The organism is Variovorax frigidus, from assembly GCF_051216515.1.
In the GTDB taxonomy this organism is placed as follows: domain Bacteria; phylum Pseudomonadota; class Gammaproteobacteria; order Burkholderiales; family Burkholderiaceae_C; genus Variovorax.
This window is the reverse complement of sequence record NZ_JBPJZF010000009.1, coordinates 74,307-98,796: the sequence shown is the minus strand read 5'-3', so window position 1 is coordinate 98,796 and position 24,490 is coordinate 74,307. Positions and strand designations below refer to the sequence as shown.

At 61.5% G+C, this 24,490-nt stretch carries 26 protein-coding genes and 2 pseudogenes; 7 read left to right on the top strand and 21 right to left on the bottom strand.

The window, feature by feature from the left end; all coding sequences use genetic code 11:
* Window positions 1-99: 99 nt before the first annotated feature.
* From ACSFBC_RS25165 to ACSFBC_RS25150, 4 genes are read left to right on the top strand one after another with little or no spacing between them, the layout of a single operon-like run.
* Complete coding sequence (locus ACSFBC_RS25165) at window positions 100-1,632, top strand: class I adenylate-forming enzyme family protein (RefSeq protein ID WP_435513065.1); 1,533 nt, start codon at window positions 100-102, stop codon at window positions 1,630-1,632.
* A complete protein-coding gene (locus tag ACSFBC_RS25160) occupies window positions 1,625-2,419 on the top strand; it encodes an enoyl-CoA hydratase/isomerase family protein (protein ID WP_435513064.1) in 795 nt (264 codons plus the stop codon). Before ACSFBC_RS25165 ends, ACSFBC_RS25160 begins: the two co-directional genes overlap by 8 nt.
* Before the next feature lie 29 nt (window positions 2,420-2,448).
* Entirely contained in the window at window positions 2,449-3,435 is a 987-nt protein-coding gene (locus tag ACSFBC_RS25155; RefSeq protein ID WP_435513063.1) for a Bug family tripartite tricarboxylate transporter substrate binding protein, read from the top strand.
* A 17-nt stretch (window positions 3,436-3,452) separates the two neighbouring features.
* Complete coding sequence (locus ACSFBC_RS25150; protein ID WP_435513062.1) at window positions 3,453-4,271, top strand: helix-turn-helix domain-containing protein; 819 nt, start codon at window positions 3,453-3,455, stop codon at window positions 4,269-4,271.
* A 131-nt stretch (window positions 4,272-4,402) separates the two neighbouring features.
* Here ACSFBC_RS25150 and ACSFBC_RS25145 read toward each other — a convergent pair whose 3' ends face one another.
* Together ACSFBC_RS25145 and tnpB are read right to left on the bottom strand one after the other, a co-directional pair.
* On the bottom strand, window positions 4,403-4,705 hold the full coding sequence (locus ACSFBC_RS25145) for a transposase domain-containing protein (RefSeq protein ID WP_435513061.1): 303 nt from the start codon (window positions 4,703-4,705) through the stop codon (window positions 4,403-4,405).
* Between the two features lie 138 nt (window positions 4,706-4,843).
* Window positions 4,844-5,074: pseudogene (tnpB, locus tag ACSFBC_RS25140) on the bottom strand (IS66 family insertion sequence element accessory protein TnpB); the annotation flags it as partial.
* 14 nt (window positions 5,075-5,088) lie between these two features.
* Here tnpB and ACSFBC_RS25135 point away from each other — a divergent pair.
* Entirely contained in the window at window positions 5,089-5,280 is a 192-nt protein-coding gene (locus ACSFBC_RS25135; RefSeq protein ID WP_435513212.1) for a hypothetical protein, read from the top strand.
* Here ACSFBC_RS25135 and tnpA read toward each other — a convergent pair.
* The 18 genes and pseudogenes from tnpA to ACSFBC_RS25045 form a co-directional block, all read right to left on the bottom strand.
* Window positions 5,263-5,586 (bottom strand): annotated as a pseudogene (gene tnpA, locus ACSFBC_RS25130) (IS66-like element accessory protein TnpA); the annotation flags it as partial. The gene ACSFBC_RS25135 and the pseudogene tnpA sit on opposite strands and share 18 nt — an antisense overlap.
* 452 nt (window positions 5,587-6,038) lie before the next feature.
* Window positions 6,039-6,995: an alpha/beta hydrolase gene (locus ACSFBC_RS25125; RefSeq protein ID WP_435513060.1), complete on the bottom strand. Its 957-nt coding sequence runs from the start codon at window positions 6,993-6,995 to the stop codon at window positions 6,039-6,041.
* Window positions 6,996-7,113: 118 nt separating this feature from the next.
* Window positions 7,114-8,061, bottom strand: a complete 948-nt coding sequence (locus ACSFBC_RS25120; RefSeq protein ID WP_435513059.1) for a helix-turn-helix domain-containing protein — start codon at window positions 8,059-8,061, stop codon at window positions 7,114-7,116.
* A gap of 72 nt (window positions 8,062-8,133) precedes the next feature.
* A complete protein-coding gene (locus ACSFBC_RS25115; protein ID WP_435513058.1) occupies window positions 8,134-8,466 on the bottom strand; it encodes a Clp protease/crotonase-like domain-containing protein in 333 nt (110 codons plus the stop codon).
* A 15-nt stretch (window positions 8,467-8,481) separates the two neighbouring features.
* The gene (locus tag ACSFBC_RS25110) at window positions 8,482-9,477 is read right to left on the bottom strand and encodes a DODA-type extradiol aromatic ring-opening family dioxygenase (RefSeq protein WP_435513057.1); all 996 of its coding nucleotides are present in this window, start codon (window positions 9,475-9,477) and stop codon (window positions 8,482-8,484) included.
* Between the two features lie 13 nt (window positions 9,478-9,490).
* Window positions 9,491-10,579, bottom strand: a complete 1,089-nt coding sequence (locus ACSFBC_RS25105) for an amidohydrolase family protein (RefSeq protein WP_435513056.1) — start codon at window positions 10,577-10,579, stop codon at window positions 9,491-9,493.
* 44 nt (window positions 10,580-10,623) lie between these two features.
* Window positions 10,624-11,292, bottom strand: a complete 669-nt coding sequence (locus ACSFBC_RS25100) for a 4-carboxy-4-hydroxy-2-oxoadipate aldolase/oxaloacetate decarboxylase (RefSeq protein WP_435513055.1) — start codon at window positions 11,290-11,292, stop codon at window positions 10,624-10,626.
* A complete protein-coding gene (locus ACSFBC_RS25095; RefSeq protein ID WP_435513054.1) occupies window positions 11,289-11,948 on the bottom strand; it encodes an RraA family protein in 660 nt (219 codons plus the stop codon). The genes ACSFBC_RS25100 and ACSFBC_RS25095 overlap by 4 nt, the downstream gene beginning before the upstream one ends.
* Window positions 11,949-11,969: 21 nt before the next feature.
* Entirely contained in the window at window positions 11,970-12,635 is a 666-nt protein-coding gene (locus tag ACSFBC_RS25090; RefSeq protein ID WP_435513053.1) for an RraA family protein, read from the bottom strand.
* Window positions 12,636-12,639: 4 nt separating this feature from the next.
* The gene (locus ACSFBC_RS25085) at window positions 12,640-14,196 is read right to left on the bottom strand and encodes a fatty acyl-CoA synthetase (RefSeq protein ID WP_435513052.1); all 1,557 of its coding nucleotides are present in this window, start codon (window positions 14,194-14,196) and stop codon (window positions 12,640-12,642) included.
* Window positions 14,197-14,218: 22 nt separating this feature from the next.
* Window positions 14,219-14,617, bottom strand: coding sequence for a RidA family protein (locus ACSFBC_RS25080; protein WP_435513051.1), 399 nt, complete (start codon window positions 14,615-14,617; stop codon window positions 14,219-14,221).
* Window positions 14,618-14,634: 17 nt separating this feature from the next.
* Window positions 14,635-15,360, bottom strand: coding sequence for an ABC transporter ATP-binding protein (locus tag ACSFBC_RS25075; protein WP_435513206.1), 726 nt, complete (start codon window positions 15,358-15,360; stop codon window positions 14,635-14,637).
* A gap of 61 nt (window positions 15,361-15,421) precedes the next feature.
* A complete protein-coding gene (locus tag ACSFBC_RS25070) occupies window positions 15,422-16,168 on the bottom strand; it encodes an ABC transporter ATP-binding protein (protein ID WP_435513050.1) in 747 nt (248 codons plus the stop codon).
* Window positions 16,165-17,148, bottom strand: coding sequence for a branched-chain amino acid ABC transporter permease (locus ACSFBC_RS25065; RefSeq protein WP_435513049.1), 984 nt, complete (start codon window positions 17,146-17,148; stop codon window positions 16,165-16,167). Before ACSFBC_RS25065 ends, ACSFBC_RS25070 begins: the two co-directional genes overlap by 4 nt.
* Before the next feature lies 1 nt (window position 17,149).
* Entirely contained in the window at window positions 17,150-18,013 is an 864-nt protein-coding gene (locus ACSFBC_RS25060) for a branched-chain amino acid ABC transporter permease (protein WP_435513048.1), read from the bottom strand.
* Between the two features lie 45 nt (window positions 18,014-18,058).
* A complete protein-coding gene (locus ACSFBC_RS25055) occupies window positions 18,059-19,243 on the bottom strand; it encodes an ABC transporter substrate-binding protein (RefSeq protein WP_435513047.1) in 1,185 nt (394 codons plus the stop codon).
* A 53-nt stretch (window positions 19,244-19,296) separates the two neighbouring features.
* Window positions 19,297-20,289 carry a PDR/VanB family oxidoreductase gene (locus tag ACSFBC_RS25050; RefSeq protein WP_435513046.1) on the bottom strand — a complete coding sequence of 331 codons (993 nt, stop codon included), beginning with the start codon at window positions 20,287-20,289 and terminating at the stop codon, window positions 19,297-19,299.
* Between the two features lie 64 nt (window positions 20,290-20,353).
* Window positions 20,354-21,538 carry a cytochrome P450 gene (locus tag ACSFBC_RS25045; protein ID WP_435513045.1) on the bottom strand — a complete coding sequence of 395 codons (1,185 nt, stop codon included), beginning with the start codon at window positions 21,536-21,538 and terminating at the stop codon, window positions 20,354-20,356.
* A gap of 168 nt (window positions 21,539-21,706) precedes the next feature.
* On the opposite strand from ACSFBC_RS25045, the gene ACSFBC_RS25040 reads away from it, so the two are divergent.
* The gene (locus ACSFBC_RS25040; RefSeq protein WP_435513044.1) at window positions 21,707-22,405 is read left to right on the top strand and encodes a GntR family transcriptional regulator; all 699 of its coding nucleotides are present in this window, start codon (window positions 21,707-21,709) and stop codon (window positions 22,403-22,405) included.
* 11 nt (window positions 22,406-22,416) lie between these two features.
* Window positions 22,417-23,391 carry a Gfo/Idh/MocA family oxidoreductase gene (locus ACSFBC_RS25035; RefSeq protein ID WP_435513043.1) on the top strand — a complete coding sequence of 325 codons (975 nt, stop codon included), beginning with the start codon at window positions 22,417-22,419 and terminating at the stop codon, window positions 23,389-23,391.
* A gap of 64 nt (window positions 23,392-23,455) precedes the next feature.
* Here ACSFBC_RS25035 and ACSFBC_RS25030 read toward each other — a convergent pair whose 3' ends face one another.
* The gene (locus ACSFBC_RS25030; protein ID WP_435513042.1) at window positions 23,456-24,484 is read right to left on the bottom strand and encodes a 2-hydroxyacid dehydrogenase; all 1,029 of its coding nucleotides are present in this window, start codon (window positions 24,482-24,484) and stop codon (window positions 23,456-23,458) included.
* Window positions 24,485-24,490 lie beyond the last annotated feature (6 nt).

The following is a 24,490-nucleotide window of genomic DNA, read 5'->3' as shown; positions in this document are numbered from 1 at the left end:
TGTTCACTGGATGAACACATTCCGAGGTTCGGTTGACGATGAACATGCGCTCTGCAGAATCTGAAACCGTATTCACGGAATCTCCACAGCCTCACCGACATGCCCAACATCTATCAAACCTTGGCGTACCACGCGGTACGCCAGCCCGATGCCGTCGCGCTTTCCGATGCCAACAGGCAGTTCACTTACCGGCAATTCGTCAACCTCGTCAAAGACGTTGCCCAGTTCGTGCAGGACGGTGGCGTCAAGCCGGGCGATCGGGTCGCCATCGTCGCGGACAACAGCATCGAGTACGTCGCGTTGATCTACGCCACCGCGTTGGCCGGATTCGTTCTTGTCCCCCTGAACACGCGTTACTCGGCGGATGAGATTCGCCACGCGCTTGAAGACTGCGAACCTTCCTTGCTCCTGTACGAGGCCCGCTTCGCATCCGTCATCAACGAGGCAAACTGGCAGACCGTCCCTGTGCCAGTTGCGCGCGAACTGGATAGCTCGGGGTGGCGCATGAACCCGGTACGCGGCACTCTGACCGGGTCACGGTTCGGCACGGTCAGTGAATCGGACCTCTGCATGATCCTTTACACCTCGGGCACCACGTCGAGGCCAAAGGGCGCCATGCTGTCCCACCAGAACTTCGTCTGGAACTGCTTGAACAACATCGTCGAGCTGGAACTGACCCGTCGCAACCGGGCGATCATGGTCTCGCCCTTGTTCCACATCAACGCCTTCGGAGTTCTGAACGGCGCGATCCTGTACGCCGGAGGTTCGATCTTCGTCATGTCGAAGTTTGAGGCACGGGCGTACGCCGACGTGGTGGAAGACTTCCGACCCACAAACATCCCGCTGTTGTCGGTCATGTGGGTGGACCTCGTCAAAGAGCTGCGCAACAGGGGCAAACGATTCGACTTTGTTGACGCCCTTCAGGCTGCGGCCTCGCCGCTAAGCGAACAGCAACAGAACGAGATCGTGAGTTTCTTCCCCAACGCCGAGTGGGGATGGGGTTTCGGGCAGACCGAATGTTGCGGCACTTCGATTCGTAGCCGGTTCCGCTGGGAATCGGAGATGCGCCCAGGCACCACCGGGCATTTCTGGCGCCACGTCGAATGGCGGCTTGTCGACGATAACGGCCTGAGCATTGCAGAGCTTCCGGCCACGGGCGAGCTTCAGGTTCGGGGACCGACGGTGTTTCCGGGGTACTGGAAAAAGGACTCGCAGACGCGGGAGACCTTGACCAGTGATGGCTGGCTTCGCACGGGCGACATCTTGCGCGTCGAAGCCGACGAGTACGCATTCTTCGTAGGGCGGAGCAAAGACATGGTCAAGACTGGCGGCGAGAACGTTGCCGCGCTGGAGGTCGAACGCGCCCTGATCGAGCATCCTGCAGTGCAGGAGGCCGGCGCCTTCGGTCTGCCGCATGAGCGCTGGGGAGAGGAACTCGTGGCCGCGATCGTCTTGCGGCCCGGCATGAAAGCCAGCGCTGACGAGGTCAAAGACTTCATGCGCAAGACGGCAACCGGGTTTAAGGTTCCGAAGCGGATCTTCATCGTGCCCGCGCTCCCACAATCGTCCTCTGGCAAGGTTCAGAAGTTTGCCCTTCGTGAACAGTTCTCGGCACAGGCTACCCATGTCTGAAGGCATCGAAGCGACGGCTCCTAAGACCGTCCTGCTGAGCATCAGCGAGTCCATCGCCCTGGTTCAGCTGAACCGGTTCGAGAAAAAGAATGCGATCTCGGTGAGCATGCTCCGTCAGCTGCGCGATGTAGCGGTCCAACTGCAGAGCGATCGGACCGTGAAAGCCGTGGTGTTGGCAGGGAGAGGCTCCTGCTTTTCTGCGGGGGCGGACGTCGACGACCCTGAGCGCTGGGAAATCCCAGCCGACGACCTCGCGGCGCAGCGGATGGTCGCGCAGTTGGGACCTCGCGTTTGCCGTGAATGGGAGGCTCTTCCACAGCCCACCATCGCGGCGATCGAAGGTTTCGCGGTAGGCGGCGCCGCCAGCCTGGCCCTCTGTTGCGACTTCCGCGTCTGCGCGGAGAACGCCTTCTTCAAGTTCCCGGAAGTCCATATGGGCCTGCCCATGGGATGGCAGGCGGTGCCGCGGCTTGTGTCCGTCTGCGGGGCGGCGAACACGAAACGGATGCTGCTACTCGGCGAGGGCGTGCATGCAACAACCGCCTCGAACTGGGGATTGGCCACCGAGCTTGCTCCCCGCGGAGAGGCCATAGAAACGGCCATGAACCTGGCGCGTCGCCTGTCGTCCCTTCCAGCGCATGCGGTCGCGATGATCAAGGAGTCGGTGAACAACGCCGCCGGGCTGCTCAATCACGCGATCACAGCCATGGACGTGGACCAAGTCAACTGGGCAGCGTCAGCGATCCGAGCCCAAGTGCCGACCAAGACCGCTCGGTTGAACAAGTGAAGCATAGAACTTTCGATAAGGAGATGAAGATGAACCGATTCACGTCCATGGCGATCGGCGCCTCGTTGGTTGCCGCTTTCGGATCGCCACAATCGTCGCTTGCAGCGACACCGCCAAGCTTCAAGAGCGCGCCGATCAAGATCGTGGTTGCCTTCTCGGCCGGCGGGCCAGGGGATCTGCTTGCACGACGCATCGGACAACAGCTCTCACAGGATCTGGGCACGCCGGTAGTCATCGAAAACAAGACAGGGGCCGGCGGGCAGATCGCGACCAGCACCGTGGTGACGGCGAAGCCGGATGGATATACCCTCCTGCTGAACACGGGCGCGCTTTCCACAGAGGCGGTGACCAAGAACAAACTTCCCTACGACGTGCTGAAAGACCTTGCTCCGGTCACCAAGGCCGTGGATCTCCCAGCCGTGGTCATGGTCAGCAACCGCGTTCCAGCCAAGACGATGAAGGACTTCGTCCAGCACGCCAAGGCCAACCCGGACAAGATCACCTTCGGCTCGTCTGGCATCAGCAGCTCGACACATTTGGCGGGGGAGCTGATGAAGTCGGTCACCGGGATCGAGGCGGTTCATGTCCCCTACGCGGGTGGAACGCCCATGCTTCAGGCGCTGATGACGGGTGAGATCGCCTACCTCGTGGCTCCCATCAGCATGTCAAAGCCCCTCGCTGAGTCCGGGAAGGTGCATCCCCTTGCGGTTTCTGCCTCGCAACGCGTGGCCTACTGGCCCGAGGTCGTGACCACGGCGGAGTCCGGCTACCCTGAAGTGGACTTCACGCTATGGTTCGGGTTCTTCGCTCCGGCAAAAACTCCCTCAGAGACGGTTTCGGCGCTAAACCGCGCCATCGTTGCAGCCGCTCAACAGCCGACCGTCGCCAGATGGATCACAGACCAAGGCTTTCTGCCGATCAACAATTCTCCGGAGCAGTTCAAGTCGGAGATCGCATCAGAGATCAAGCGCTGGGAAGCCCTGGTGAAAAGATTGAACTTGCCCAAGAGCGACTGACAGGCACGAGCACACACATGGCCACCACGAAGAGCCAACCCGACAAGAACAGAAACTACGCCTCCGTGCGCAGCTGTCAACGGGGGCTCTCGCTTCTGGAGGTCATCAGCCTTCATCGGAGCATTCGTCTAAAGGATCTGGTTCGGGAGACTGCATTGCCTCGCGCCACGGTGGTGCGCCTGGTCGAAACGCTGGTGGACTGCGGATACGTGACAGAGAACCACGAGTTCGCAACCCTTGAGTTGGCACCGAGGGTTCTCAACTTGGCCAACGGCTTTCATTTCGAGAACTGGCTTGAAACGGTCTCCGCTCCCATCCTGTTGGAACTCATTGAGAAGATCGGCTGGCCGTCGGATGTGATGTTCCTTTACGGAGATCGCATGCGAGCCCGCGCGTCCAACCGCATGCACTGCGCGATGGAGATCAATAGGAACTTCGTCGGCGTGGGTGGCCCACTTTGGTATTCCGCCGCCGGTCGCGCGTACGTGGCATGGTGCAGCGAGATGGAGCTGGACCGCTTGCTGCACCAGAGCGCCCCACTGCCGCAGCACAAAGGCATTCGACGCGAGCTGGCATTGACACGCGAGCGCGGCTATTCGATACGGGACCCTGGGATCGAAGCAACGGTTGGCGCAATCGCGGTGCCCGTGATGTTCAAAGGCACGGTTGCCTGCACCCTCACCTGCATCTTTATCCACGGTGCGGTGACGAATATGGCGGTCGCAGAGAAGTGCCTGGAGCCTTTGCGGAAGGCCGCAGAGCGGTTGGAGCTTGCGTACCAAGGCAGCTTCCAACAAGTGCAAGCCGCACACCTGCAGGTCAACTCGTGGGAATAGCCGCTGGGCGATTGCGAGGCCCGTTCAGGCCGACAGGCACCCCGTGACAAGACAGGTGCTTCTTGGTGGGGCACACGGTCGCAGTCTCGATGGCCGAGATTAGCTGCAGGTCCATGGTGCTGCTGCGAAGCTCATCCTCGCTGAAGTAGGTTCCAAGTTCGACGTTGTCCTCCCACCCACGTCGAGAGAGGTTGGCTGTTAGCGCCGATGTAAAACTGACCCACTGGCTCAGTTTCCGGTCGGCGCCAACACTCGCAGTCTTCGGCGCCGGCGCCCTCGGCCTGCGTCTGGGTCAATGCTGGCTGCGCGTTCTGGTCGCCCACAAGTTCAAGCTGAGCGTGTTCGAGATGTTCGCTGGAGCGACCGTACTTCATGCGACGCAAGTACGCCACTTCGACCTTGAGCTTCTCGACGGTGAGCAGCGCGATCTTCAATGCCCCTTGGGGGCCTGCACCTCGCCGCTGAGAGCGGCGTTGGCGGCAAGCAGTTCCTGCGAGGTCAAGGGCACGGCTGTGCCGGCCGGAACCCGGCCTTACAACGGGAGTTGTCCTGTCAACTTGGCCGGCGGACCGCTACGCCGCTGCGCGCGGCTGCCAGGTGCGCTCAGGTCGGCGCCAGTCCATGCCTTCGAGCAGCATCGACAGCTGTGCGGCACTCAGGGAGATCGAGCCCGACTCGGCTTGCGGCCAGATGAAGCGGCCACGCTCCAGACGCTTGGCCAGCAGGCACATGCCGTCGCCGTCACTCCACAGCAACTTGACCAAGTGGCCTCGCCGCCCACGGAAGACGAAGATGTGTCCGGAGTACGGGGTCCTCGGTGAGCGCGGTCTGCACCTTCGCCGCCAGCGTTTCCATGCCGCAGCGCATGTCCGTCACGCCAGCAGCCAATCAAACCCGGGTGCCCGCGCGCGGGCCGAACATGCACTCTGCGCAGTGCGCGCAGAACGCTGCACAGGCTGTCTTCGTCGACAGCGCCACGCATTTGCAATTGCGCACCGGCAAACTCTAGCTCGATCACGCGGTTGCGCGGCGCCGGTCTCGACTGCGGGGTCGCGGGCCCGATTGAAGTGGCCATCGGCATTACCTCCGCGGCCGGCGCGACCTTCACCGGCCACAACACAGCGGATTCCGTGCGGTCCGATGATGTCTCAGCGCGCCGGAACTCACGTCGCCAAGTGAACAGCAAGTTGGCGTTGATGCCATGTTCCCGCGCGATTGCCGACGCCGACGCTTCTGGCTGCAGGCTCAACTCAATGAGCCTGGCCTTCAACGCCCGATCGTGATGGCGCCGACCTGGTTCTCCCTTACCCGTCATGATGTACACGCACTCCTGATGATGGGCACCTAATACGGTGCCATTTATTCAGGTCACATGCTGCCGACTTCGTCCGGCTTCATCAAGACGGCCTTCGTCGGACTATTACCTTGAGTTCCCAGTCGCATGCGCAGATGATCAAGGGCCACCTTCGCCCCCCGTAGTCTGGTGTTTTTTATTGCTCGAGGTAGATCGGCGTGGCCATCAGGTGACATTCATTTCCCGCGAGGGCAAGGCGGCCCGTGGGAAGCTATGTGGATGTGTTGTGCGGGCAGCCCGCCGCGGCCCGCAGGCGCACTGGCCACCCTTTGAAGCGCAACGTCCTTGGCGTCCAGTCGCTCTACATTCGAAACAGTGAAACTAGGTTCAGTGGAGGCGCACAAGGGCTGGCGAAGAGCGCACCATGTGACATCAGCACCATCCTATCGGCGCACGGCTATTTTGGAGTTGCTTCATCCCAAAGCGATAGATGCTAAAAGCCGCGCTAATTCTGCAGGAGCCGAGAGGAAGGGCGAATGGCTCGTGTCCATTGTGTGCACCACCGTTCTTCTCTGTGGAAATTCCTGGTCCGCCGTGCTGATCATGAGTTGCGCTAACGGCGGCACAACCGCATTGTCGCGCAGGCATTTGATGTAGTGCCGGTCGATGGCGCCCCATCCCCTCGCCGTTCTCGTAATAGGCACCAAGGCAGGACCTATTGGCTCATCCGGAGTTAGCAGATTCCCCATTGCCACAAACGCCTGATCGCTGACGTCGGCATAGAAGGCAGATTTGATCTTTGCTTGGTAAGCCGGGTCGGGCGACGCGAAATCAATGCGCTGTGCCCCACTTACCGCCAGGTCGCCCACTGTCAACCCCGGTACCTCGTTACTGGCGCCCTCTGGAACGATCGCCGTGTCGAGGAGTGACTTCCCGTTAAACGGAAGGAAGGCGGTGAGGTACACCAGTTTAGAAATTTTCCCAGCGGCACGTTCGCCCGCAAGCGTGATGGTACCGCCCCCGAGGCTGTGGCCGACCAGAATCACCTGACCATTGCCGAGGTTCCGAACCTGCTCGATGACGTCAAGCACGTGCACCACATAGTCATCAAGTGTTATGCCTGCAACTGGCGAGCGTTCGGCCGCAAATGCTTGCTCATTAAACGGACGTTGCCGCCAGCTCGCAGGAAAGCTTGCGCGCAATCCGTGGCCAGGAAGATCAACGGCAACGGCAGCGTGCCCTAGCTGAGCAAGGTGCGGGATCACCTGGTTCCAAGTGCTTGCATTGTGCCAAGCGCCGTGAACCAACACAAATACAGAGCGCGATGCGGCCTCCGCGTGGCCGCCTCCACATGCCGCGACTCCGGCGCCCAAGACCGCAGCGGAAGTTGTTCGTATCAAGTCACGGCGAGCAAGAGATTGTCGTTTCATATACATGCCTCCACCAGGTTATCCATGCTCTTAAATCTAGCTGGATCCCTTGTTTATCAGATGCTCCCCGGCACGCGCTTGTCTGCCTGCGAGCAAAAATTGTCTGCGGGTGCAGGTCTTACCGTAGCGCGCGCAGCGCGCGAGGTGGGTAACCGAACCGTTGAGTGAAACGCCGGCTGAAATGCGCGGGCGAAGTGAAGCCTGCCGCTGCGGCAATGTCTTTCATCGACAGGTCCGCTCCAGACGAGGCCAGCAGCAGCGCCCGGGCCCGTTCAAGGCGACACGAATAGACTAAGTCCATACAGCTAACGCCCTCCGCCGCTGCAAGAGCGTGCAGTCGGCGCAAAGACAATCCCAAGCCATTGGCAACATCCACAGGACGTAGCATCGGATCTACATGGTGTTCAGCAATATATGCGCGAACAGCTGCGAGCCCACCGATCTGGTGCGTCGTCGGCCCATTCCCCTCGGGCATCGCCCGTAGGAGCCTCACAAGTGCCCCACCGATTTCAGCACCGACGTGCAGGTTTGGCCCCTGCTGCTGGCCGGCGAACTCCTGTAGTAACGCTTTTAGGCCCCTGCACAACCATGGGGAGAAGCTGTCGACGGGCGCCGCTGAATAGGCCGCCAAGAATCGCGAGGCTGCACCAAGCTCATGATGTGGCACTCGCAAGGAGATGAGGCGATGGCCACTTCCTGCATGAAGAACGAATGGTTGCTGGCCATCGAACATCATCAAGCTACCGGGGTGCGCCACCTGACAACGACCGCCCTGCTCCACCCGGAAATATCCCTCCAAGACCAGGTTCAGGAACATCACCGGGTGTTGCTCACGCGCGATCATCTCAGTGGTGCGGTCCAGTCGCACGGCATCTGCAGTTGTCTCGTTCACTGCCAGCTGTCCCAGCTGGTAACTTGTCAATCGCACGCCTCTATGATTGCACTGCTCCCACAGAGTACGCATTTCCACGAAACAGTGACGCTGGATCTCTCGCTCCCGCGCCGCGCTCCAGTCAACTTCACCAAGGTTCCACTTGAGCTGAAGGGGAGCGGGTGGCACTGTCATGGTGGCATGCGCAGAGTGACTCAAAAATGAAGATGGGGAGGAGTCGCGTTCGCTCACAATCCGGCACACGCTTCAAACCGCCGGCATGTCGAATCGTGACGCGGAATGCCGCCAACCCTCCTTGCCGTCAAGCTGTTTTGCGTAGAAGACATCCAGGGATTCAATCATGTGGGCGAGGAACGGACCGGGCTGGCCCGCGTTGCGGTAGATCGTCGGACGCGCCAATGCTGCGCAGGCGGCAGACTTGCCATCGTAGAAGCCGCGCGCAAGCGTCTCGGCTTCGGGGCGAAGTGTGTTTGCCGGAGCTCGTTCGCCATCGTTTTCGTGAACGCGTTGAGCCACTCCGGTTCGACGTCGCCATCGAACACCATCGTCAGGGTCGATTTTCCGGGGTTCGTAGGACACGATGTCTCTCCACGCTTACTTCCAGCTCATGAACGCCAAGCCGATGCCGGAACCCAGGGGCGTTCGGTGCACTGGGATGTACTCTATGAAGTCAGATCTCAGCTCGGTCAGCATCCCGGAGACCATGATCCAGTTGCGGATCTCTGACGATCCAGACAGCATGGCCTCCTGCGGTATTGCGGTGAGCGTCTCGACGTCATTCGTCTGGAGGGCGGTGACGATGCGTCGGTCAAACGCCTCTTCACAAAGAAAGTGGCTGAGGCCCCCTGACGCAACCACCGCCACGCGCGCTGGATTCGAAGAGGCGGCAAGCGCCGTGGCGATCTTGGTTCCAACCTCGTAGCACCTTGCCGCCGTCGGCGTGTTCGGCGGAAAGTATGTGTTGAGCATCACCGGCAACATCGGCACGCTGACATCCTTCATCAACCGCTCGATGACGAAACCGAACGCGTGGCCGAAGCCGCGCACGCTCGGATCGAGGACACGATCCGATGACGCCACGTCGACACCTTGGCGAATAAGGTCATGCACCAGGTCAAGCGCCAGATCGGGCGCACCGGGATAGCGGTGCGGCAAGTCCATCCGATAGCCCGACCAGAATTTCTGGTCGGCCCACGGCGGCATTCCGTGAAGATGCTCTGATGGCTTCATCACGAGTTCTTCGCCGCGATAGATCGCCATCGCCGGGAAGTTCTCAGGGCCGAACAACTCCCCTTGATCGTCTCCTACGACCAGCACCACATCCGGCTCGGCGGCACGCAATTGCGCCGCCAAATTGTCGAGCGCGGCTTCCGCCCTTGCGGCCATCGCAGGAAAGCCCGCCGGGTCTGACTCTGCGAGGTAAGGCTCGCCTCGCTCAGCCACAAGGTCGTCGTACGAAACCAAGCGGCCGTCCAGCGTGTTGAGCGACGTGTTGCGCCGATCGTCCTTGGATCGGAACTCCCATTGCGGCCCACCCAAAACAAGCAATGGGCTGTGCGACGTGCCGATGCCTAGAACTATGCGAGCCATCAGTGTCTCCCCGTCACATTCCGATGCCTTGCCGGGCACCCTCGCCTGTCAAGTATTTGTTGGGGTCGCCTGTGACCTCGGGAGCTCCGCCCTTGGCTTTCAGGTGCGGAAACAGGCGTCGAGCGTTGTTCTCGTAGATATTGGCGCGGTCTTCGGCCGTCAACGTGTCGATGTCCTCGACGAGTGCCTTGATGTCGTCGAAGCTGCGGCCCGTCTCTGGATTCATCGCAGTGCCCGAGCCGGGGTTTTCAGTCCCGAATACGACCCGGTCGCTGCCCACGAGCTTGATCAGCATCGCCAGGGAGTCCTTTGAGTGGATCACGGTGTCGTAATAGATCCGCCGCAGGCTCTCGTCGAAGGTCTCGTTCAAGGGATGGTTCTTTGCCATGACCGGATGCAGACGCTCGGCGCGCCAGCGGCCGACCTGGTATGGCACCGAGCCACCGCCGTGGGAGATGATGATCTTCAGCTTCGGGAAGTCGAGGAAGACACGCGAGTTGACAAGGGACAGGATGGCAAGGCTTTCCTCGTCGATGAAATGGGTGGCGTAGGTGCCGCGGCCGTGCTGATTGCCGGTCGAGTGCACATGGGCAGGCACGTCAAGCTCGCACAGCTTTTCATACAGCGGGTACCAGTACTCGTCCCCCATGGGCGGGGTCTTGTTGTCACCCTCGCCCGGATCCGGGTCCAGCAGGCAGCCAACGAACCCGTATTCCTTGATGCAACGCTCCAGTTCGGGCAACGAGGTCTGGATCGGCTCGCCGGCTGGTTGCGGCAGGCCGCAAATGCCTGCGAAGCGGTCTGGCAACACGCGGCAGAACTGCGCAATGTAGGCATTGACCCCCTCGTTCCAGCGATGCGCCACGCGTCCCGGCTTCTCGGCGTGGAACATCGTGAAGGGCCGGGGCGACAGCAGCTGCACGTCTGTCCCTGCCAAGTCGATCGCATCGAGATTGCGCTTTGTCTCCGGCAGCGACAACATCTCGTCATCAGACATGGGCGGCGGTGGCGTGCCATAGGTGGCACGGCTGGCGAGCAGCAGGGTGTACCAAGCGTAGAGCTTCGGCGAGGCGCAAAGATGCCCGTGGACGTCGATGATCATGGGGAACTCCTAGAAATGCGGTTGGGGGCTGGGAGGCAGATGCCTTAAAAGTTGTAGACCTCGAGAGTCCGTTCGCCCGCGCGAATTCGATCGAGAATTGCAGCCTCCTTGGCCTCGCGCTCTTCGGCAGCTGCAACCACCTGCGCGGCGCGCTCGCGCGGGATCGCAACTACCCCATCGGTATCGCCGACGATCAAGTCACCGGCATTCACAGTGAGGTCACCGAACAGCACGGGATAATTGACCCAGCCGCGAGCGCCATAGTCCTTACCCGTGCCACGTATGCACAGGCCGCGCGCAAATACAGGCAAACCAAAGTCGGCGAGGATGCCGCCATCCCGCACGCAGCCATCGATGACGAGGCCAGCCAGGCCACGTGCCTTGGCGGCGCAGGACATGATTTCTCCCCAATAGCCGAACTCGTAGTCCTCGCTGACGTGGACAACGAGCACGTCGCCTGGCTGCGCCACATAGAGAGCGCGGTGCAGCCAGAGGTTGTCGCCGCCTGGTGAATGCACCGTGACTGCGGTGCCGCAGACGCGAAACGTCGGCGCCACCGGCTTGATCGACGGCGGCATAACGCCAATGCGGCCACCCGCCTCGTGCAGAGTCGCGGTGGGAAGGGACCGGGCGGCCGCGACAACATCCGCGCTGGTGCGCTCGATGTCGGCGCGAATGGTGGGCCCAGTGGGCACGGTTGGCGTGGTAGTCATTTCGAAGCCTCGCGCGTCTGCAGTTGGTGGTACTTGTGCTTCTGACGTGCTTCGCGCAGGTTCAGGCCGCTGCGTACCGACTCGCGGATCGCGTCTTCAGCGGTCTGGATCTCTTCGGCAGAGGCAAGCACGATGTCTTCCTGCTCCTTCGGAATGACGACCACGCCGTCTGCATCGCCACGTACGAGGTCTCCCGGGCAAACCCGGACGTCTCCGATGCTGACCGGGATTTGCGTGGCCTCGACTTGGACCCTGTCCTTTCCCGTGCGCATCCAGGATTCGCGGCTGTAGACCGGGTAGCCAAGCTGCAGGCAAAGGGAGACGTCGCGGTTGATGCCGTCGATGACGGTGCCTGCGATGCCCTTGCTGTGTGCGACCTCCGTCAGGATGTCACCCCAGACCGTGACGTTGTCGCGTCCGCCGTTGTCCAGCACGATCACGCTGCCCGGCGCCACATCGTCGATGTAATCGCCAACGGTGCCCGGTGGCGTGCCTGCGGGGCCGTACTTGAGAGTCCAGGCACGGCCCGTCATGCGGAAATCGCTCGAGCGCGGCTTGATCTTGTAGCATTGGCCATTGAGGCCGTGACGGTCGAGCGCGTCGCTCAAGGTTGCTGTATCGAGCTTTGAGGCTCGCTCAACGTTGCGGTCAGTCATATCGTTTTTTCAATACGCCGCTCAGCGCAGCATGTGTTCGTAATCGGCGCCCATCACTTGGGCGATTGGTTGACCGGCCAGCAGCGCCTTGGCCATAGCCGCTTCTCGACCTGCGATCGGCTCAGCGGCGTCGAGAACACGCTCGACATCAGCGGCCGGAATGAAAGCGACGCCGCTCGCATCAGCAATCACGTAGTCGCCGGCTTCTACGGTTACCTCGCCAATCGTGACGCGTTGATTGACCTCGGCTTCCGCCACGCGTCCGCGCGCAGTCTTGGCGGTCAGCGCACGGCAATACACAGGGAAGTCGTAGGTACGCGCCTCGTCGATATCGCGCACCGGGCCATCCGCGATCACGCCAGCGACACCGCGAACCTTCGCACCCAAAGTGAGGATGCCGCCCCAGCTACCAGCATCCAGTCCGGTGCGCTGCTCAGCAACGATCACATCGCCGGGTTGCGCCAAATCAATGGCAGTCGTACCCAGATGCCGGGGCGCTCCGCCCGCGAGCGGTGGCGCCTCAGCGGCAGGGACGAGCCGGTAGGTCACCACGCGCCCGGCGATACGCCGAGTTGTCGATCGCTGCTCCAGACCGCTTACAACACGATCGCGCAACCCGAGCTTGTCGAGCGCATCCGACACCGCGCAGCAATCGAGGCGGTTCAGGCGTTTGACGGAATCATTCATGAAACTAAGCCTTTGATGAAGACAGGTACTTCAGACGCAACTCGCGCTTGAGCACCTTGCCAGTGGGGTTCTTTGGCAACGCGTCGATCAGGATTACGCGCTTGGGGATCTTGAACAGCGCCAGCTTTCCGGCGCAGGCCTCCAGCACACCCTGTTCGGTGAGTTCTTGGCCGGGCCTCGCTACGATCACGGCCGTGACCGCCTCGATCCACTTCGGGTCTGGCAGTCCGATCACCGCGACTTCGGACACCCCTGCTATCCCGTAGATCGCCTCTTCGACTTCGCGACTGGCGACGTTCTCGCCGCCAGTCTTGATCATGTCTTTCTTCCGATCAACCACACTGATGTAGCCTTCCTCGTCGATGGTTCCCAAATCGCCGCTGTGAAACCAACCACCGTGGAATGCAAGCTTGGTGCGCTCCTCGTCCTTGTAGTAGCCCGACAGAAGCTGAGGCGAGCGATGCACGATTTCGCCGATCTCGCCGGCTCCGACGTCCTTCATGTCGTCGTCGACCAGCCTGGTCTCGACGTTGAGCGTCGCGCGCCCGGCCGTGCCTGCCTTTCGCAACTGGTCCTCAGGCTTCAACACGGTGGCCACCGGCGCGATCTCCGTCTGGCCATAGAGGTTCCAGAGGCGGACCGCCGGCATGCGTCGCTGAATCTCCTTCAACACCCCCACCGGCATGATGGAAGCACCGTAGTAGCCTTTGCGTAACGAGGAAAGGTCCGTCGATTCGAACTGGGGCGCCTGCATCAACCCGATCCAGACAGTCGGAGGCGCGAAGAAGGAGTTGATGCTGTCGCGCGCCATCAACGCCAGAAGATTGGCAGCGTTAGGGTTGCCTGTGATGACGCTCGTCGCGCCGACGTAAACGCATGGGCCGAGGAAGACATCCAATTGCGCGCAGTGGTACAGCGGGAGCGCATGCAGGACCCGATCGTTCGCTGCCACCTCGATGTCCACCAGGCAACTCACGTACTCGGAGATGACCGCGTCGTGCGTCAGCATCGCCCCTTTGGGACGCGATTCGGTTCCGCTGGTGTAAATGATTTGCGCCAGCATCGAGCCCGTCAACGCTCGCGGTGGAGCGTCGCCCTTCTCAAGCAGCTCATCGAACGTCGTCAATCCTGGCGCCGGATCGCTCGGCCCTTCGCTCGGAAGCCAGACCGTTTCACTGACCGAGGTATCAACGCTCGCGGCCGCGCCCAGCGCGGCGAAGTCCGCATCGACACATAGCATCCTCGCCCCGGAGTGCTCAAGAATGTAGTGCGCCTCGTCGGTGCTCAGCATGAAATTGATGGGGACCAGCACCGCACCCAATCGGGCGAGCGCGAACCGCAGAGCCGCAAACGCGTGAGAGTTCCGCGAGATTACGGCGACACGGTCCCCGATCTCGATCCCGCGTTTCGCAAGGCCGCCTGCAAGCTGGTTGCAGACCTCGTCGAACTGCGCGTAGGTCCAGTCGACCCTGCCGCAGCGAATAGCCAGCTTTTCAGGAAAGCGTTGCCTGGTGCGCCGCAGCAGGTCTCCAAGCGTGTGGCGCGCAATGTCGTTGGTCATTGACCTTCCCTCGGTTGTTGCATCAGAGTTCGTTGATGATGGCGACGACTTCCAGTTGCACCAACATGCCGTTCTGGAGGTCGTACATCAGGGTGTGGCGGGCCGGACGGTCGTGCGGATCGGTAAAGCACTTGAGCCATTCGGCATTGACGTGCTCACGCGCGGCACCGTCCTTCAGGTAGACCGTCATGCGCACCACGTCATCCAACGTGGCACCGCCTCCGGAAAGTAGGGCGCGCAGGTGCTCGAATGCGAAGCGAGCCTGCGAGGCTGCGTCGGGCGGAAGCTTTCCGGTGGCTGGATCGATGCCTGGGATGCCCGAGGAATAGAGGGTGTTGCCAACGCGGGCACCCATGGGAATGGGGGCGGCGCCGTGAGAGACACCGGTGACTTCGATCGAGCGTCGACGAGATTGCTTCATTCGCTTTACTCCGGGGATCAGGCCGACACGCCAAGCAGCTTGTCGATCAGAGGTTGGTTGCCCAGCAACTCTTCGCTGGGGCCGCTGTGGACGACCGAGCCGTGATCGATGACCACGCAGCGCTTGGACTGCGCCAATGCCAAGTCGTACTTCTGTTCGACCAGCACGATGGCCATGTCGCTCTCGTGGCGCATTCGCTCGATCGCAGTCAACATCTCCTTGACGATCAAGGGCGCGAGCCCTTCCACCGGCTCGTCGAGCAGCAGGAGTGACGGGTTCGTCATCAGAGCCCGTCCCAGCGCCAGCATCTGCTGCTCGCCGCCTGAGAGTTGGTTGCCGTAGTTGCCACGGCGCTCCTTCAAGCGAGGAAAGAGGCCGTAGACCCGCTCGAGGTTCCAAGTGCCAGGCCGCGCCACGACCGTGAGGTTCTCCTCGACGGTCAGTGATGGAAACACCTCCCGCTGCTGCGGCACCCAACCGACGCCGAGTCGATTGCGGCGATGCGCAGGCTCCGCATCAATGCGCTTGCTGTCGAACCAGATCTCGCCGGAATGGTGCGTCGTCAACCCGATGATGGTCTCGATCAGCGTGGTTTTTCCGACCCCGTTGCGGCCGATCACAACGAGCGTCTCGCCGCGACGAACCGACAGCTCCATGTCGTGCAGCACGCGGGCCGGCCCATATCCGGCACATACCTTGCGGACCTCCAGGAGTGCCTCTGATCCGACCGTCACTCGCGCCATTGCTGCAGGTTGCACGGAGGGACACGTGCCGCTGGAGGCGGCCCCCAATCTGGACTTGAGTTCAGCTTCCAAGATAGGCCTTTCGCACGCGCTCGTCTGCGCGAACCTGAACGGGGGTGCCTTGTGCAATCAGATCCCCCCCGGCAAACACTGACACCCGATCCGCATAGCGAAAAACCAGGTGCATGTCGTGCTCGATGAAGAGAACCGTCGTTTCTCCGGCCAGACTGGAGAGTTGGTCGAACAACGCCACTCCCTGCGAGGTCGAAAGGCCGGCCGCGGGCTCGTCCAGCAGCAAGACTCGCGGCTTCATGGCAAACGCCAATACCACCTCCAGCACTCTTTGCTCACCGTACGCCAGTGCCTGAGTCGGCCTGAGCGCCGAACCCAGCAGTCCGAAGCGGTCGAGCAGCGCGGACGCCTCATCGATCTGCCTGGTCATGCGGCTGATCGGTCGCCACGAAGGGCGCGCGAGGCCGTCGCGCTGGCACAGTGCGAGCACCACGGATTCGAGAGGATTCAGCGTCGGAAAGAGCGTGTTGATCTGAAACGTCCGCACCAAGCCGGCATGCACCCGCTCTTGCGGAGTGGTGGCCGTCACGTCGCGCCCTTCGAGGAACAACTTGCCGTCCGTGGGTGTCAGAAGCCCCGTCACAAGGTTCACGAATGTGCTTTTTCCAGCACCGTTCGGACCGATGACCGCATGTCTTTCGCCCCTTCGCATCGAGAAGTTGAGCTTGTCGAAGATCTTTAGTCCACCGAAGGCCATCCGCAGATCGCGGGTCTCGAGAACGGTCTCGGCGCTCATGCGCGTGCCTCGCGACGCAGGGCCAGGCGGCCTAGGAGCGTTGGAACAATCCCCTTGCGGAAGGTGGCCACGATGAGCACCAGGAGCAGACCGATCCAGAAGTACCAATAGATGGGGTTGTATGAAGACAATAAGTCGCGCAGTAGTATGAACACCGCAGCGCCTATAAACCCGCCGTAGAGCACCGCAGTGCCACCGATGACCAGCATGACCAGCACGTCAGCGGAACGCGTAAACGCCATGACGTCGGGAGAGACAAACTGTGTCGTCTGGGTCAGCAACGCACCGGCGACGCCAGCCAGAGCCGCGGAGATCCCGAACACGACGGTCACATCACGGTCAATCGGCGTGCCGAGCATCATCATTCGCCGCGTGTTCTCCCTTGCGCCGAGCAGCGAGAGGCCGAAGGAAGATTTGACAAGGACACGGGCGACCAGGAAGCAGACCAGCACTACCACGAAGGTATAGAGGTAGGCCGTGCGTCCGACCATGTCGAAGCGAAACATTCCGAGCACTGGCGCGACCTCGATGCCCTGCAGACCGTCATCCCCACCGGTGAGATGCGTCGAACGATGCACGAAGTCGAACAGGATCATGTTGAGTCCGAGCGTGACCATGAGCAACCCGATGCCATGCATTCCGCGAACGATGCGCCCCGTGGCCAGGCCAGCGCAACCAGCGACCAGACCTGCAACGAGCAGGCCACTGATAGGCTCCGTCCAGCCATACTTGCCGAGAAATCCTGCGCTGTAGGCCCCGATACCGAAGAACGCGGCGTGACCGAGCGAAGGAATGCCCCTGTATCCAAGCACCAGGTCCAGCGAGAGCGCAAAGAGCCCCCAGATCAGAATCTGTGACAGCAAGACAAGATTGCTGTTGGGGATGAAGAAGAGCACCAGAAGTACAGCCCAGAAGGCGAACTCCCACCGACTCCAGCCGCCGCGTGCAGAGAAGTACTGCGAAATGTCAGGACGCGTCATGTCAAACCTTTCGACCGAGCAATCCCTGCGGACGCCACATCATGATGAGCACGGTCAGCAAGTAGATGAAGAGGCCACCCGCTTCCGGGACGTAGTACTTGCCCACCACGTCGGCCACGCCGATCAGGAGCGCGGCAAGCAAGCTGCCGAAGATGTTTCCCATGCCCCCGACCGATACAACGATCAGCACGTACACCAGGTAGCGCAGTGGGAAATTGGGGTCCAGGCTCAGCAGATTGGCCGACAGAGCGCCGCCCAATCCGGCAAGACCACCGCCGAGCGCGAAGGTGAGAGCGAAGACGGCGCTGGTGTTCATGCCGCACCCGGAAGCGGCGCGTCGGTTGTCGACGCATGCACGCACCATGGCACCGAATCGCGTCCGCTCGAGTCCAAGCACGAGCACGAGGGAAATCAAGGCGCCGGCCACGAGCAGGAAGATGCGGTAGCGTTCGAGCATGAGACCAAGGACCGGCTCCTGGCCGCTCAGCCAGGCGGGAACGGTCACCGGCCGAAACGAGGGCCCCCAAAAGAAGGCGACCGCCGAAATCGACATGAACACAAGGCCCAACGTCAACAGTACCTGCGTCAGATCGTCAGTGTCGTAGAAGTGGCGCAGGACCAAGCGTTCCAAGACGACGGAGAAAACCGCAACGGCGACGAAGGCGAGCGGAAGGCTCGCCAGGAACGAAAGGCCCAGCGATCCCATCGCCGTCACCATCACGTAACCCCCAAGCATCGAGAAGCTCACTTGCGCGAGGTTCACGAACTGCATCATTCCCATAGTGACTGACAAACCCACCGCGATGATGAATAGCAGCACGCCGTACGCGAGCCCGTTGAAGAGAATGGTCAATAGCGCGTTCATGACGTCGTACTCAGAGGTGATCTGGGTCGGCTCAGTGGGCACCGGTCACTTGGCCGCGACGTCTTTGGTCGTCGCAATCTCAACGTTCTGGAGCACGCCGTCGCGCTTCTCCACCTGCCGGATGTAGACGTTCTGCGTGATGTCGCCGTTTCCTTTGTCAATGGTGATCGGTCCGCGGGGACTCTCAATGGAACGCCCCTTGACGAAGGCCATGAATTTGTCTGCGTCGAATGGCGCGCTTCCCTGTGCGGCGATGCCGTCATAGATGAGGCGCAGCGCATCCCACACGGCGACGCTGGACGCAGTGACTCGGGGAGACTTCCCGAACTGAGCGACATAGTCCGCCACGAACTGCTTGTTGGCAGCCGACTCATGCGCCGTAGAATAGACACCCGACGTGATCACGCCCAGCCCCGCATCACCGGCAGCATCAATTACGCTTTCGTCGGTCAGGTCACCGGTGCCAAGAAGCTTGATGGTGGTGTTCTTGAGCCCCGAATCGGCGTAGGCCTTGAGGAACTGCGGCACCAGTTCACCGATCGGCATGAAGACGAACACGGCATCCGGCTGAGCGTCCTTGATGCGCTGCATGTAGCTCGAAAATTCCGGACTGCGGACCGGAACACGACCGGTCCCCGCCAGCGTTCCGCCCAGCGCCGTAAATGCTTTTGTAAAGGTGGCTTCCGTGTCATGGCCAGGTCCGAAATCTGCCACCAGCACGTACGGTTTCTTCACGCCGTTTTTGTGTGCCCACTCTGCCATTGGCTTGACCGCCTGGGGGATGGAGAAGAACGTGCGAACGTAGTAAGGCGATTTCTCGCCGACGATCCCACCCGTGGCTGCGCCGGTCAGAAAGGTCGGGACCTTCGCTTCCGTCACCAGCGGCGCTACGGCCAGCGCGTTCGGAGTGAAGTCGGGTCCGATGAGAATCTGTACCTTTTCGCGAACGATGAGTTCCTGCGCAAGGCGCTTGGCGACTTCCGGGTTCGGGCCGGTGGTGTCCCGCTTGACGAATTCGATCTTCTTTCCACCGACGGTTGAACCATTCTTCTGTTGGAACAGTTTGATGGCGTTGTCGCTGAGCTGGCCGGTCATGCCTGATGCACCGGAGTACGTGAAGAGCAATCCGACCTTGACAGTTTCCTGAGCGAGGGCCGTCGTACCGAATGCGAGCCCGAATGCCACAGCGCCGGTGAGCCCAGTGAGAGAGTGAAGAAAGCTACGACGCATTGATGTCTCCGTTGATTTATAGGAAAGCCGCGAACGGCCGGGTTCGAACAACACTAGAGATCGAGGGTCAGCGAAGCTCCGGTGCAACGCGACACACAGACCATGATTCGATCCGTGGCGTTGGCTTCTTCGCCGAGCAGCACCGAGTCGCGGTGGTCGGGGATGCCTTCGAGCACGCGGGTCTCGCACGTTCCGCAGACGCCATCGCAGCAGGAGTGCTGCACGGCAACTCCGGCCTCGATAAGCACGTCGAGGATGGACTTCTGCGGCGGGACCGTAAGGGTGACGCCGCTGTTTGCGAGCTTCACCACAAACTCTCCGTCTGTCTGGGCGCCGGCCGTTGCGCTGGCGACGACTGACCTGGGCTTGAACCATTCGACATGTACCGTGCTTGGATCGCGTTCGGCCGCTGCGCGCTCAAACGCCTCCATCAGCGTCGTCGGGCCGCAGCAATACAGATGCGCATCCGCGGGCGCGTCGGCCATCACCTTCGAAAGGTCGATCGGGGCACCACCAGGCACCCCATCAAAGACCGGGATCACTTGGCCGGGCAGATCCTTCAACTCATCCAGAAAGGCGGCCCGCTCGGGTGTCCTGGCACAGTAGTAGAGGGTCCACCGTTGGCCGAGTGCGCTTAATCGCCGCGCCATCGCCAACATGGGAGTCACACCGATCCCCCCTGCCACGAGCACGGAAGAGTGCGCGGGCTCATAGAGCTGAAAGTGGTTACGGGGCGTGCTGATGTGAACGACGTCGCCAACCTTGAGGTTGTCGTGCAGATAGGCCGACCCGCCTCGCGTGTTGGCATCCCTGCCGACGCCGATCACATACCGATCGTGTTCGGCCGGGTCGTTGCACAGCGAGTACTGCCGCACGATGAAGTGGCCATAGGCGTCACGCACTGGCAGTTCAACGTCAATGTGGGAGCCCGCTGCGAAAGGGGTTAGTTCGTAGCCGTCGACCGCCCGCAGCTCGATTGCGACCACGCCGTCTGCGACGACACGGCGCTCCTGCACCCGCACGTTCAGGCCGGTGGTAGTGGGCATTGAATTCGCTGGTGCCATGGTGTCAGGCTCTCGGAGGGTCAGGTTTGAGCAGTAGGCTGTGCGCTCACTGGGCGGGGACTTGTACGGGCATGGAACTAAGTCCACGGAACACGGGCGAATGCATCCGAACGACCCGGTCGTGCAGCACGGTGAACCTGCGCGTCCGCGCGAACCACTCCTCCAGGAAGATTCGCGACATGGCTTTGGCCAACTGGGCGCCGAGGCAGAAGTGGACGCCGTGTCCCATTGCCAGGTGCCGGCTTGGCGGACGCGTGAGATCAAAGCGTTCGGGGTCGGTGTATTTGCGCTCGTCCCGGTTGGCCGACCCATACATCACCAGCACGCTTTGACCGGCGCGAATTGTTTGGCCATGTAGTTCGATGTCCTGTGTGGCGGTGCGATGGAAGCGCTGAGTGGGGGTGTCATACCGCAGCATCTCCTCGATGGCAGTCGGCGCCTGCGACAGGTCTGAAGCCAGCAGGTCAGCCTGGTCGGGGTGCTCGTTGAGCGCCAACATCGCGTTTCCGATGAAGCTCGAGGCGCTTTCGATGCCGGCTCCTAACAGCGTGGCCACCGTGTGCATCAGGTCGATCGGCGAGAGTTTTTGGCCTTCGACCTCGGCCGCAATGAGTGCGCTGATCAGGTCGTCGCGCGGCTCGATGCGGCGTGCCTCGATGGTCTTTTGCGCGTAGTCGACCATCGCACGCCGCGCCTCGTAGCCGGAGGGCGGCAACTGACGGGTCACAGGATCTCGGTACACCAGTCCGTCGACCCAAATTTTCAGCTGGACGTGGTCGGCGCGCTCGAATCCGAGCAGGTCGCATATCGTCGAGGTGCTGATCCGGGCCGTGAGCTGCCTGATGATGTCTCCACCGCCGGCCGCGAAGAATTCGTTCATGAACTCTTGGGTGATGGCTCGCATCTGGGGCTCCCGCTCGACGACCCGCCCGCGCATAAAAGCGGCATTAACCAGGCCACGCAGTTCATCGTGCTTGGGCGGATCGCTGGTGCCCAGCGTGTTGCCCATGCGGGCCGGGTCGTCATCCAAAACATTGCCGCGGGCCGAGGAGAAACGCTTCGGGTCATTGCATGCGTTGGCAATGTCCTCGTAGCGCGACAGAGCCCAGCAGTTGGCCTTTTCGCACCAATACAGTGGGTGGTCGCGCCGCAGCACCGCGTAATACGGGTAAGGGTTTTCCTGTACGTGGACTGAATACGGATCGAATTCGAAGGTTGTCTCGTTGGCCATTTCTGTTCCTGTTTGTGAGGAAAGTCGCGTCTTGCCGATGGGATGACTGTGATTGAATTCAATTATGAATGCCATTAGGGATTCCACCGGGATTGGGATTGGATTCAATCGTGAATGCGCGTTAGGCCTACACTTGCAGGCATCAACCGCACAACAGGAGGCGAGCGCATGCCGCCAGTCGCACAAAAGGCCCAAGTCATGGAGCGGGCCCTTCAACAACTTCGCGCAAGGGTCGTCTCGGGCGAGCTGATGCCGGGTGAGCAGATCCGGCAGCAGGAAATGGCCGAAGAACTGGGCGTGAGCCGAGTCCCCTTACGCGAGGCGCTCAACCTCCTCGCCGATCAGGGCCTTTTGGTCCACCGTCCCAACTCGGGCTACTTCGTTGCGAAGCGTGCGCCGAACGAGCTGGCCCAGATCAGCCGCATCCTGCAGTTGCTCGAGAACGAGCTGCTGGGTTCGATTTCCTGGCCCGATGAGGACTGCATCGCAACGCTGAAGGCGCTCAACGAGGAGATGCGCGCCGTCGCCGTGGCAGACGACTGGACCCCACTCGTACGGCTCAACCGTGAGTTCCACTTGCAGATCTATTCGCTGTCGCCCTATCGAATCATCCTGGACGAGGTCAAGCGTCTGTGGACGCAGGCGGATACGTTCATCGCGACAAAAATGTCCGAAGTCAGCGCGCGACTGCGCACGGTGGAGGAACACGACCGCTTGATCGAATGTCTGATTCGACGCGACCACGACGTCTGCCTGGCGGCGATGGAGGTGCATCGCGCAAGCACAACGAGTGGCTTGGCCCCCGATGCGCAACTTCGCCTCACTAATCCGAGGAACTCCCTCACCGCAGGGCCGGTGATGAACTGAAAGACCACGCGATGACGCTGCAGCTGTGTCTTGCAGGCGAAGGGGCGATCGCGCGATCGCACATGGAGGTCCTCAAGGAGACCCCTGGGGTCGTGGTGGTGTGCCTTGTGGGGGGCGTCGCCGGACCCGCGGCATCGTTTGCGCAGGAATGGTCCATTCCCCACCTCGACATGGATCTTGACGGGTGCCTTGCCAACCCTGGCATCGATGCAGTCGTCCTTGCCACACCTAGCCATCTTCATGCCGATCAGGCGGTGGCCTGTCTGAGCGCCGGCAAACATGTGCTGATCGAAATCCCGATGGCGCTAAACCTCGCCGACAGCGAGCGCGTCGCCGCAGCGGCCGCCGCGCGCCCCGACCTCGTTTGCATGGTGGCCCACACGCGCCGATTCAACGCTCCACACCGGGAAATGCGAAGGCGTATCGCCGAAGGGCACTTTCAGCTCCAGCACCTCGTATCCGAAACATACTTTTTTCGCCGTGAGAACACCAACGCGCGAGGCGAGCCGCGCTCGTGGGTCGACAGCCTGCTTTGGCATCACGCATGCCACTCTGTGGACTTGATGAGTTGGCTGCTGGATGATCCGGAACTGGATGCTTGGGGCCAACAGGGTCCGGTGCATCCGACGCTCGGAATTGCCATGGATATGACGATCGCGCTGAGATCGCGTCGGAGTGGAGGCGCGCTGGGAACCCTTGCGCTTTCCTTCAACAACCGAGGCCCGTTCGGCGGCTTCTACCGCTACATCGGGGAAGAAGGCACTTACCGCGCCTATAGGGACGAGCTCCTTGATGACGAAGGAAAATCGATCGGCTTGACCGGCATCGGCATCGAGAGCCAGGACCGGGAGTTCATCGCCGCCATAGCCGAGCATCGGCTTCCGGAAGCGAGCGTGGCAGCGTGCTTGCCTTCCATGCGCCTGCTCGATCGCATCGAACGATGCATGGCCGAGCAACTCACCCCCGCTCCCGATGGGCTTTCGTGAGCCTGACACGGTCCGCCAAGCCATCCCCATACTCCTGCCAGAGATCAGCGGCCATCTCGGCTAATCATTGATCACATTGATCTGCGGCAGCCGGTCTTTGCTCGAGATCGTCCCCTCGCCAAGGATTGACGCAGTTCGCCGCCAGCTTGCCATGGACCAGGTAGGTTGTCAGACCGGTCAAGGCAAGCATGCCCATTTGGTCCCGCGCATCTTGTGTAGCGCTGCCGATGTGTGGGAGCAAGGTCGTGTTGGCCAACTCGAGGAACCGGCGATCGATGTGTGGCTCGTTCTGGAACACGTCCAGCCCGACACTTCCTATTCGCCCACTCTCAAGGGCCGCGATGAGCGCATCCTCGTCAATCAGATCCCCTCGTGCAACGTTCACCACGGCTGCGCCGCTGGGCAGCAATGAGAGTCGCTGCGCATTGATCGATCCGCGCGTCTGCGCCGTCGCCGGCGCACAGATGCACAGCACATCGGCCACCCCCATGAGGGAATCGATTTCAGCGTGAAAGCGGGCCCCTTGCTCCAACGGCGGTGTCAGGCGGCGGCGGTTGTGATAATGGATCTTGAGATCGAACGCCCGCGCCCTGTGCGCCACCGCAAGACCGATGCGACCCATGCCATAAACACCAAGCCTCAACCCCCCGAGTTGCCGGCTGAGCATTGCCGTTGGCGACCACGGCCCCCAATGGCCGGCACGCAAGATGCGCTCGGATTCGGTGGTGCCCCGAGTGGTCGCCAGAATCAGGAACATCGCTATATCGGCCACCGCATCACTAAGCACATCGGGCGTATGAAACACCGGCAGCCCCAAGCGTGAGGCCGCCACTACATCGATGTGGTCATAGCCGACAGAGAAGGTTGCGACCGCCCTCACCCCGTCGTCCCTGAGTCGGGTCAACCGCGCAGCGTCGAGAGCTTCGGTCGGCATGACAAGGACAGCATCCTGGCCACGGGCCGCTCGGTCGAACTCAGCGCCGATCGGTTGGTCCTTCGACCACACAGTGGTACCGAAGTTCTCTTGGGCGTACGCCAGCACTCGATCGCTCAGCGCGCGCGTGATCAGCAGTTTTAGGCGTCCTTTATCCATGTCGGG

What these genes read in the sequence shown, in the direction of transcription:
- ACSFBC_RS25055 (WP_435513047.1), bottom strand. Translation starts at nt 19,243, where the DNA reads ATGCGTCGTAGCTTTCTTCACTCTCTCACTGGGCTCACCGGCGCTGTG.
- ACSFBC_RS25100 (WP_435513055.1), bottom strand. Translation starts at nt 11,292, where the DNA reads ATGACTACCACGCCAACCGTGCCCACTGGGCCCACCATTCGCGCCGAC.
- ACSFBC_RS25070 (WP_435513050.1), bottom strand. Translation starts at nt 16,168, where the DNA reads ATGAGCGCCGAGACCGTTCTCGAGACCCGCGATCTGCGGATGGCCTTC.
- ACSFBC_RS25060 (WP_435513048.1), bottom strand. Translation starts at nt 18,013, where the DNA reads ATGAACGCGCTATTGACCATTCTCTTCAACGGGCTCGCGTACGGCGTG.
- ACSFBC_RS25105 (WP_435513056.1), bottom strand. Translation starts at nt 10,579, where the DNA reads ATGATCATCGACGTCCACGGGCATCTTTGCGCCTCGCCGAAGCTCTAC.
- ACSFBC_RS25150 (WP_435513062.1), top strand. Translation starts at nt 3,453, where the DNA reads ATGGCCACCACGAAGAGCCAACCCGACAAGAACAGAAACTACGCCTCC.
- ACSFBC_RS25050 (WP_435513046.1), bottom strand. Translation starts at nt 20,289, where the DNA reads ATGCCCACTACCACCGGCCTGAACGTGCGGGTGCAGGAGCGCCGTGTC.
- ACSFBC_RS25120 (WP_435513059.1), bottom strand. Translation starts at nt 8,061, where the DNA reads ATGACAGTGCCACCCGCTCCCCTTCAGCTCAAGTGGAACCTTGGTGAA.
- ACSFBC_RS25045 (WP_435513045.1), bottom strand. Translation starts at nt 21,538, where the DNA reads ATGGCCAACGAGACAACCTTCGAATTCGATCCGTATTCAGTCCACGTA.
- ACSFBC_RS25160 (WP_435513064.1), top strand. Translation starts at nt 1,625, where the DNA reads ATGTCTGAAGGCATCGAAGCGACGGCTCCTAAGACCGTCCTGCTGAGC.
- ACSFBC_RS25035 (WP_435513043.1), top strand. Translation starts at nt 22,417, where the DNA reads ATGACGCTGCAGCTGTGTCTTGCAGGCGAAGGGGCGATCGCGCGATCG.
- ACSFBC_RS25110 (WP_435513057.1), bottom strand. Translation starts at nt 9,477, where the DNA reads ATGGCTCGCATAGTTCTAGGCATCGGCACGTCGCACAGCCCATTGCTT.
- ACSFBC_RS25155 (WP_435513063.1), top strand. Translation starts at nt 2,449, where the DNA reads ATGAACCGATTCACGTCCATGGCGATCGGCGCCTCGTTGGTTGCCGCT.
- ACSFBC_RS25090 (WP_435513053.1), bottom strand. Translation starts at nt 12,635, where the DNA reads ATGAATGATTCCGTCAAACGCCTGAACCGCCTCGATTGCTGCGCGGTG.
- ACSFBC_RS25030 (WP_435513042.1), bottom strand. Translation starts at nt 24,484, where the DNA reads ATGGATAAAGGACGCCTAAAACTGCTGATCACGCGCGCGCTGAGCGAT.
- ACSFBC_RS25085 (WP_435513052.1), bottom strand. Translation starts at nt 14,196, where the DNA reads ATGACCAACGACATTGCGCGCCACACGCTTGGAGACCTGCTGCGGCGC.
- ACSFBC_RS25065 (WP_435513049.1), bottom strand. Translation starts at nt 17,148, where the DNA reads ATGACGCGTCCTGACATTTCGCAGTACTTCTCTGCACGCGGCGGCTGG.
- ACSFBC_RS25095 (WP_435513054.1), bottom strand. Translation starts at nt 11,948, where the DNA reads ATGACTGACCGCAACGTTGAGCGAGCCTCAAAGCTCGATACAGCAACC.
- ACSFBC_RS25080 (WP_435513051.1), bottom strand. Translation starts at nt 14,617, where the DNA reads ATGAAGCAATCTCGTCGACGCTCGATCGAAGTCACCGGTGTCTCTCAC.
- ACSFBC_RS25075 (WP_435513206.1), bottom strand. Translation starts at nt 15,360, where the DNA reads ATGGCGCGAGTGACGGTCGGATCAGAGGCACTCCTGGAGGTCCGCAAG.
- ACSFBC_RS25165 (WP_435513065.1), top strand. Translation starts at nt 100, where the DNA reads ATGCCCAACATCTATCAAACCTTGGCGTACCACGCGGTACGCCAGCCC.
- ACSFBC_RS25125 (WP_435513060.1), bottom strand. Translation starts at nt 6,995, where the DNA reads ATGAAACGACAATCTCTTGCTCGCCGTGACTTGATACGAACAACTTCC.
- ACSFBC_RS25040 (WP_435513044.1), top strand. Translation starts at nt 21,707, where the DNA reads ATGCCGCCAGTCGCACAAAAGGCCCAAGTCATGGAGCGGGCCCTTCAA.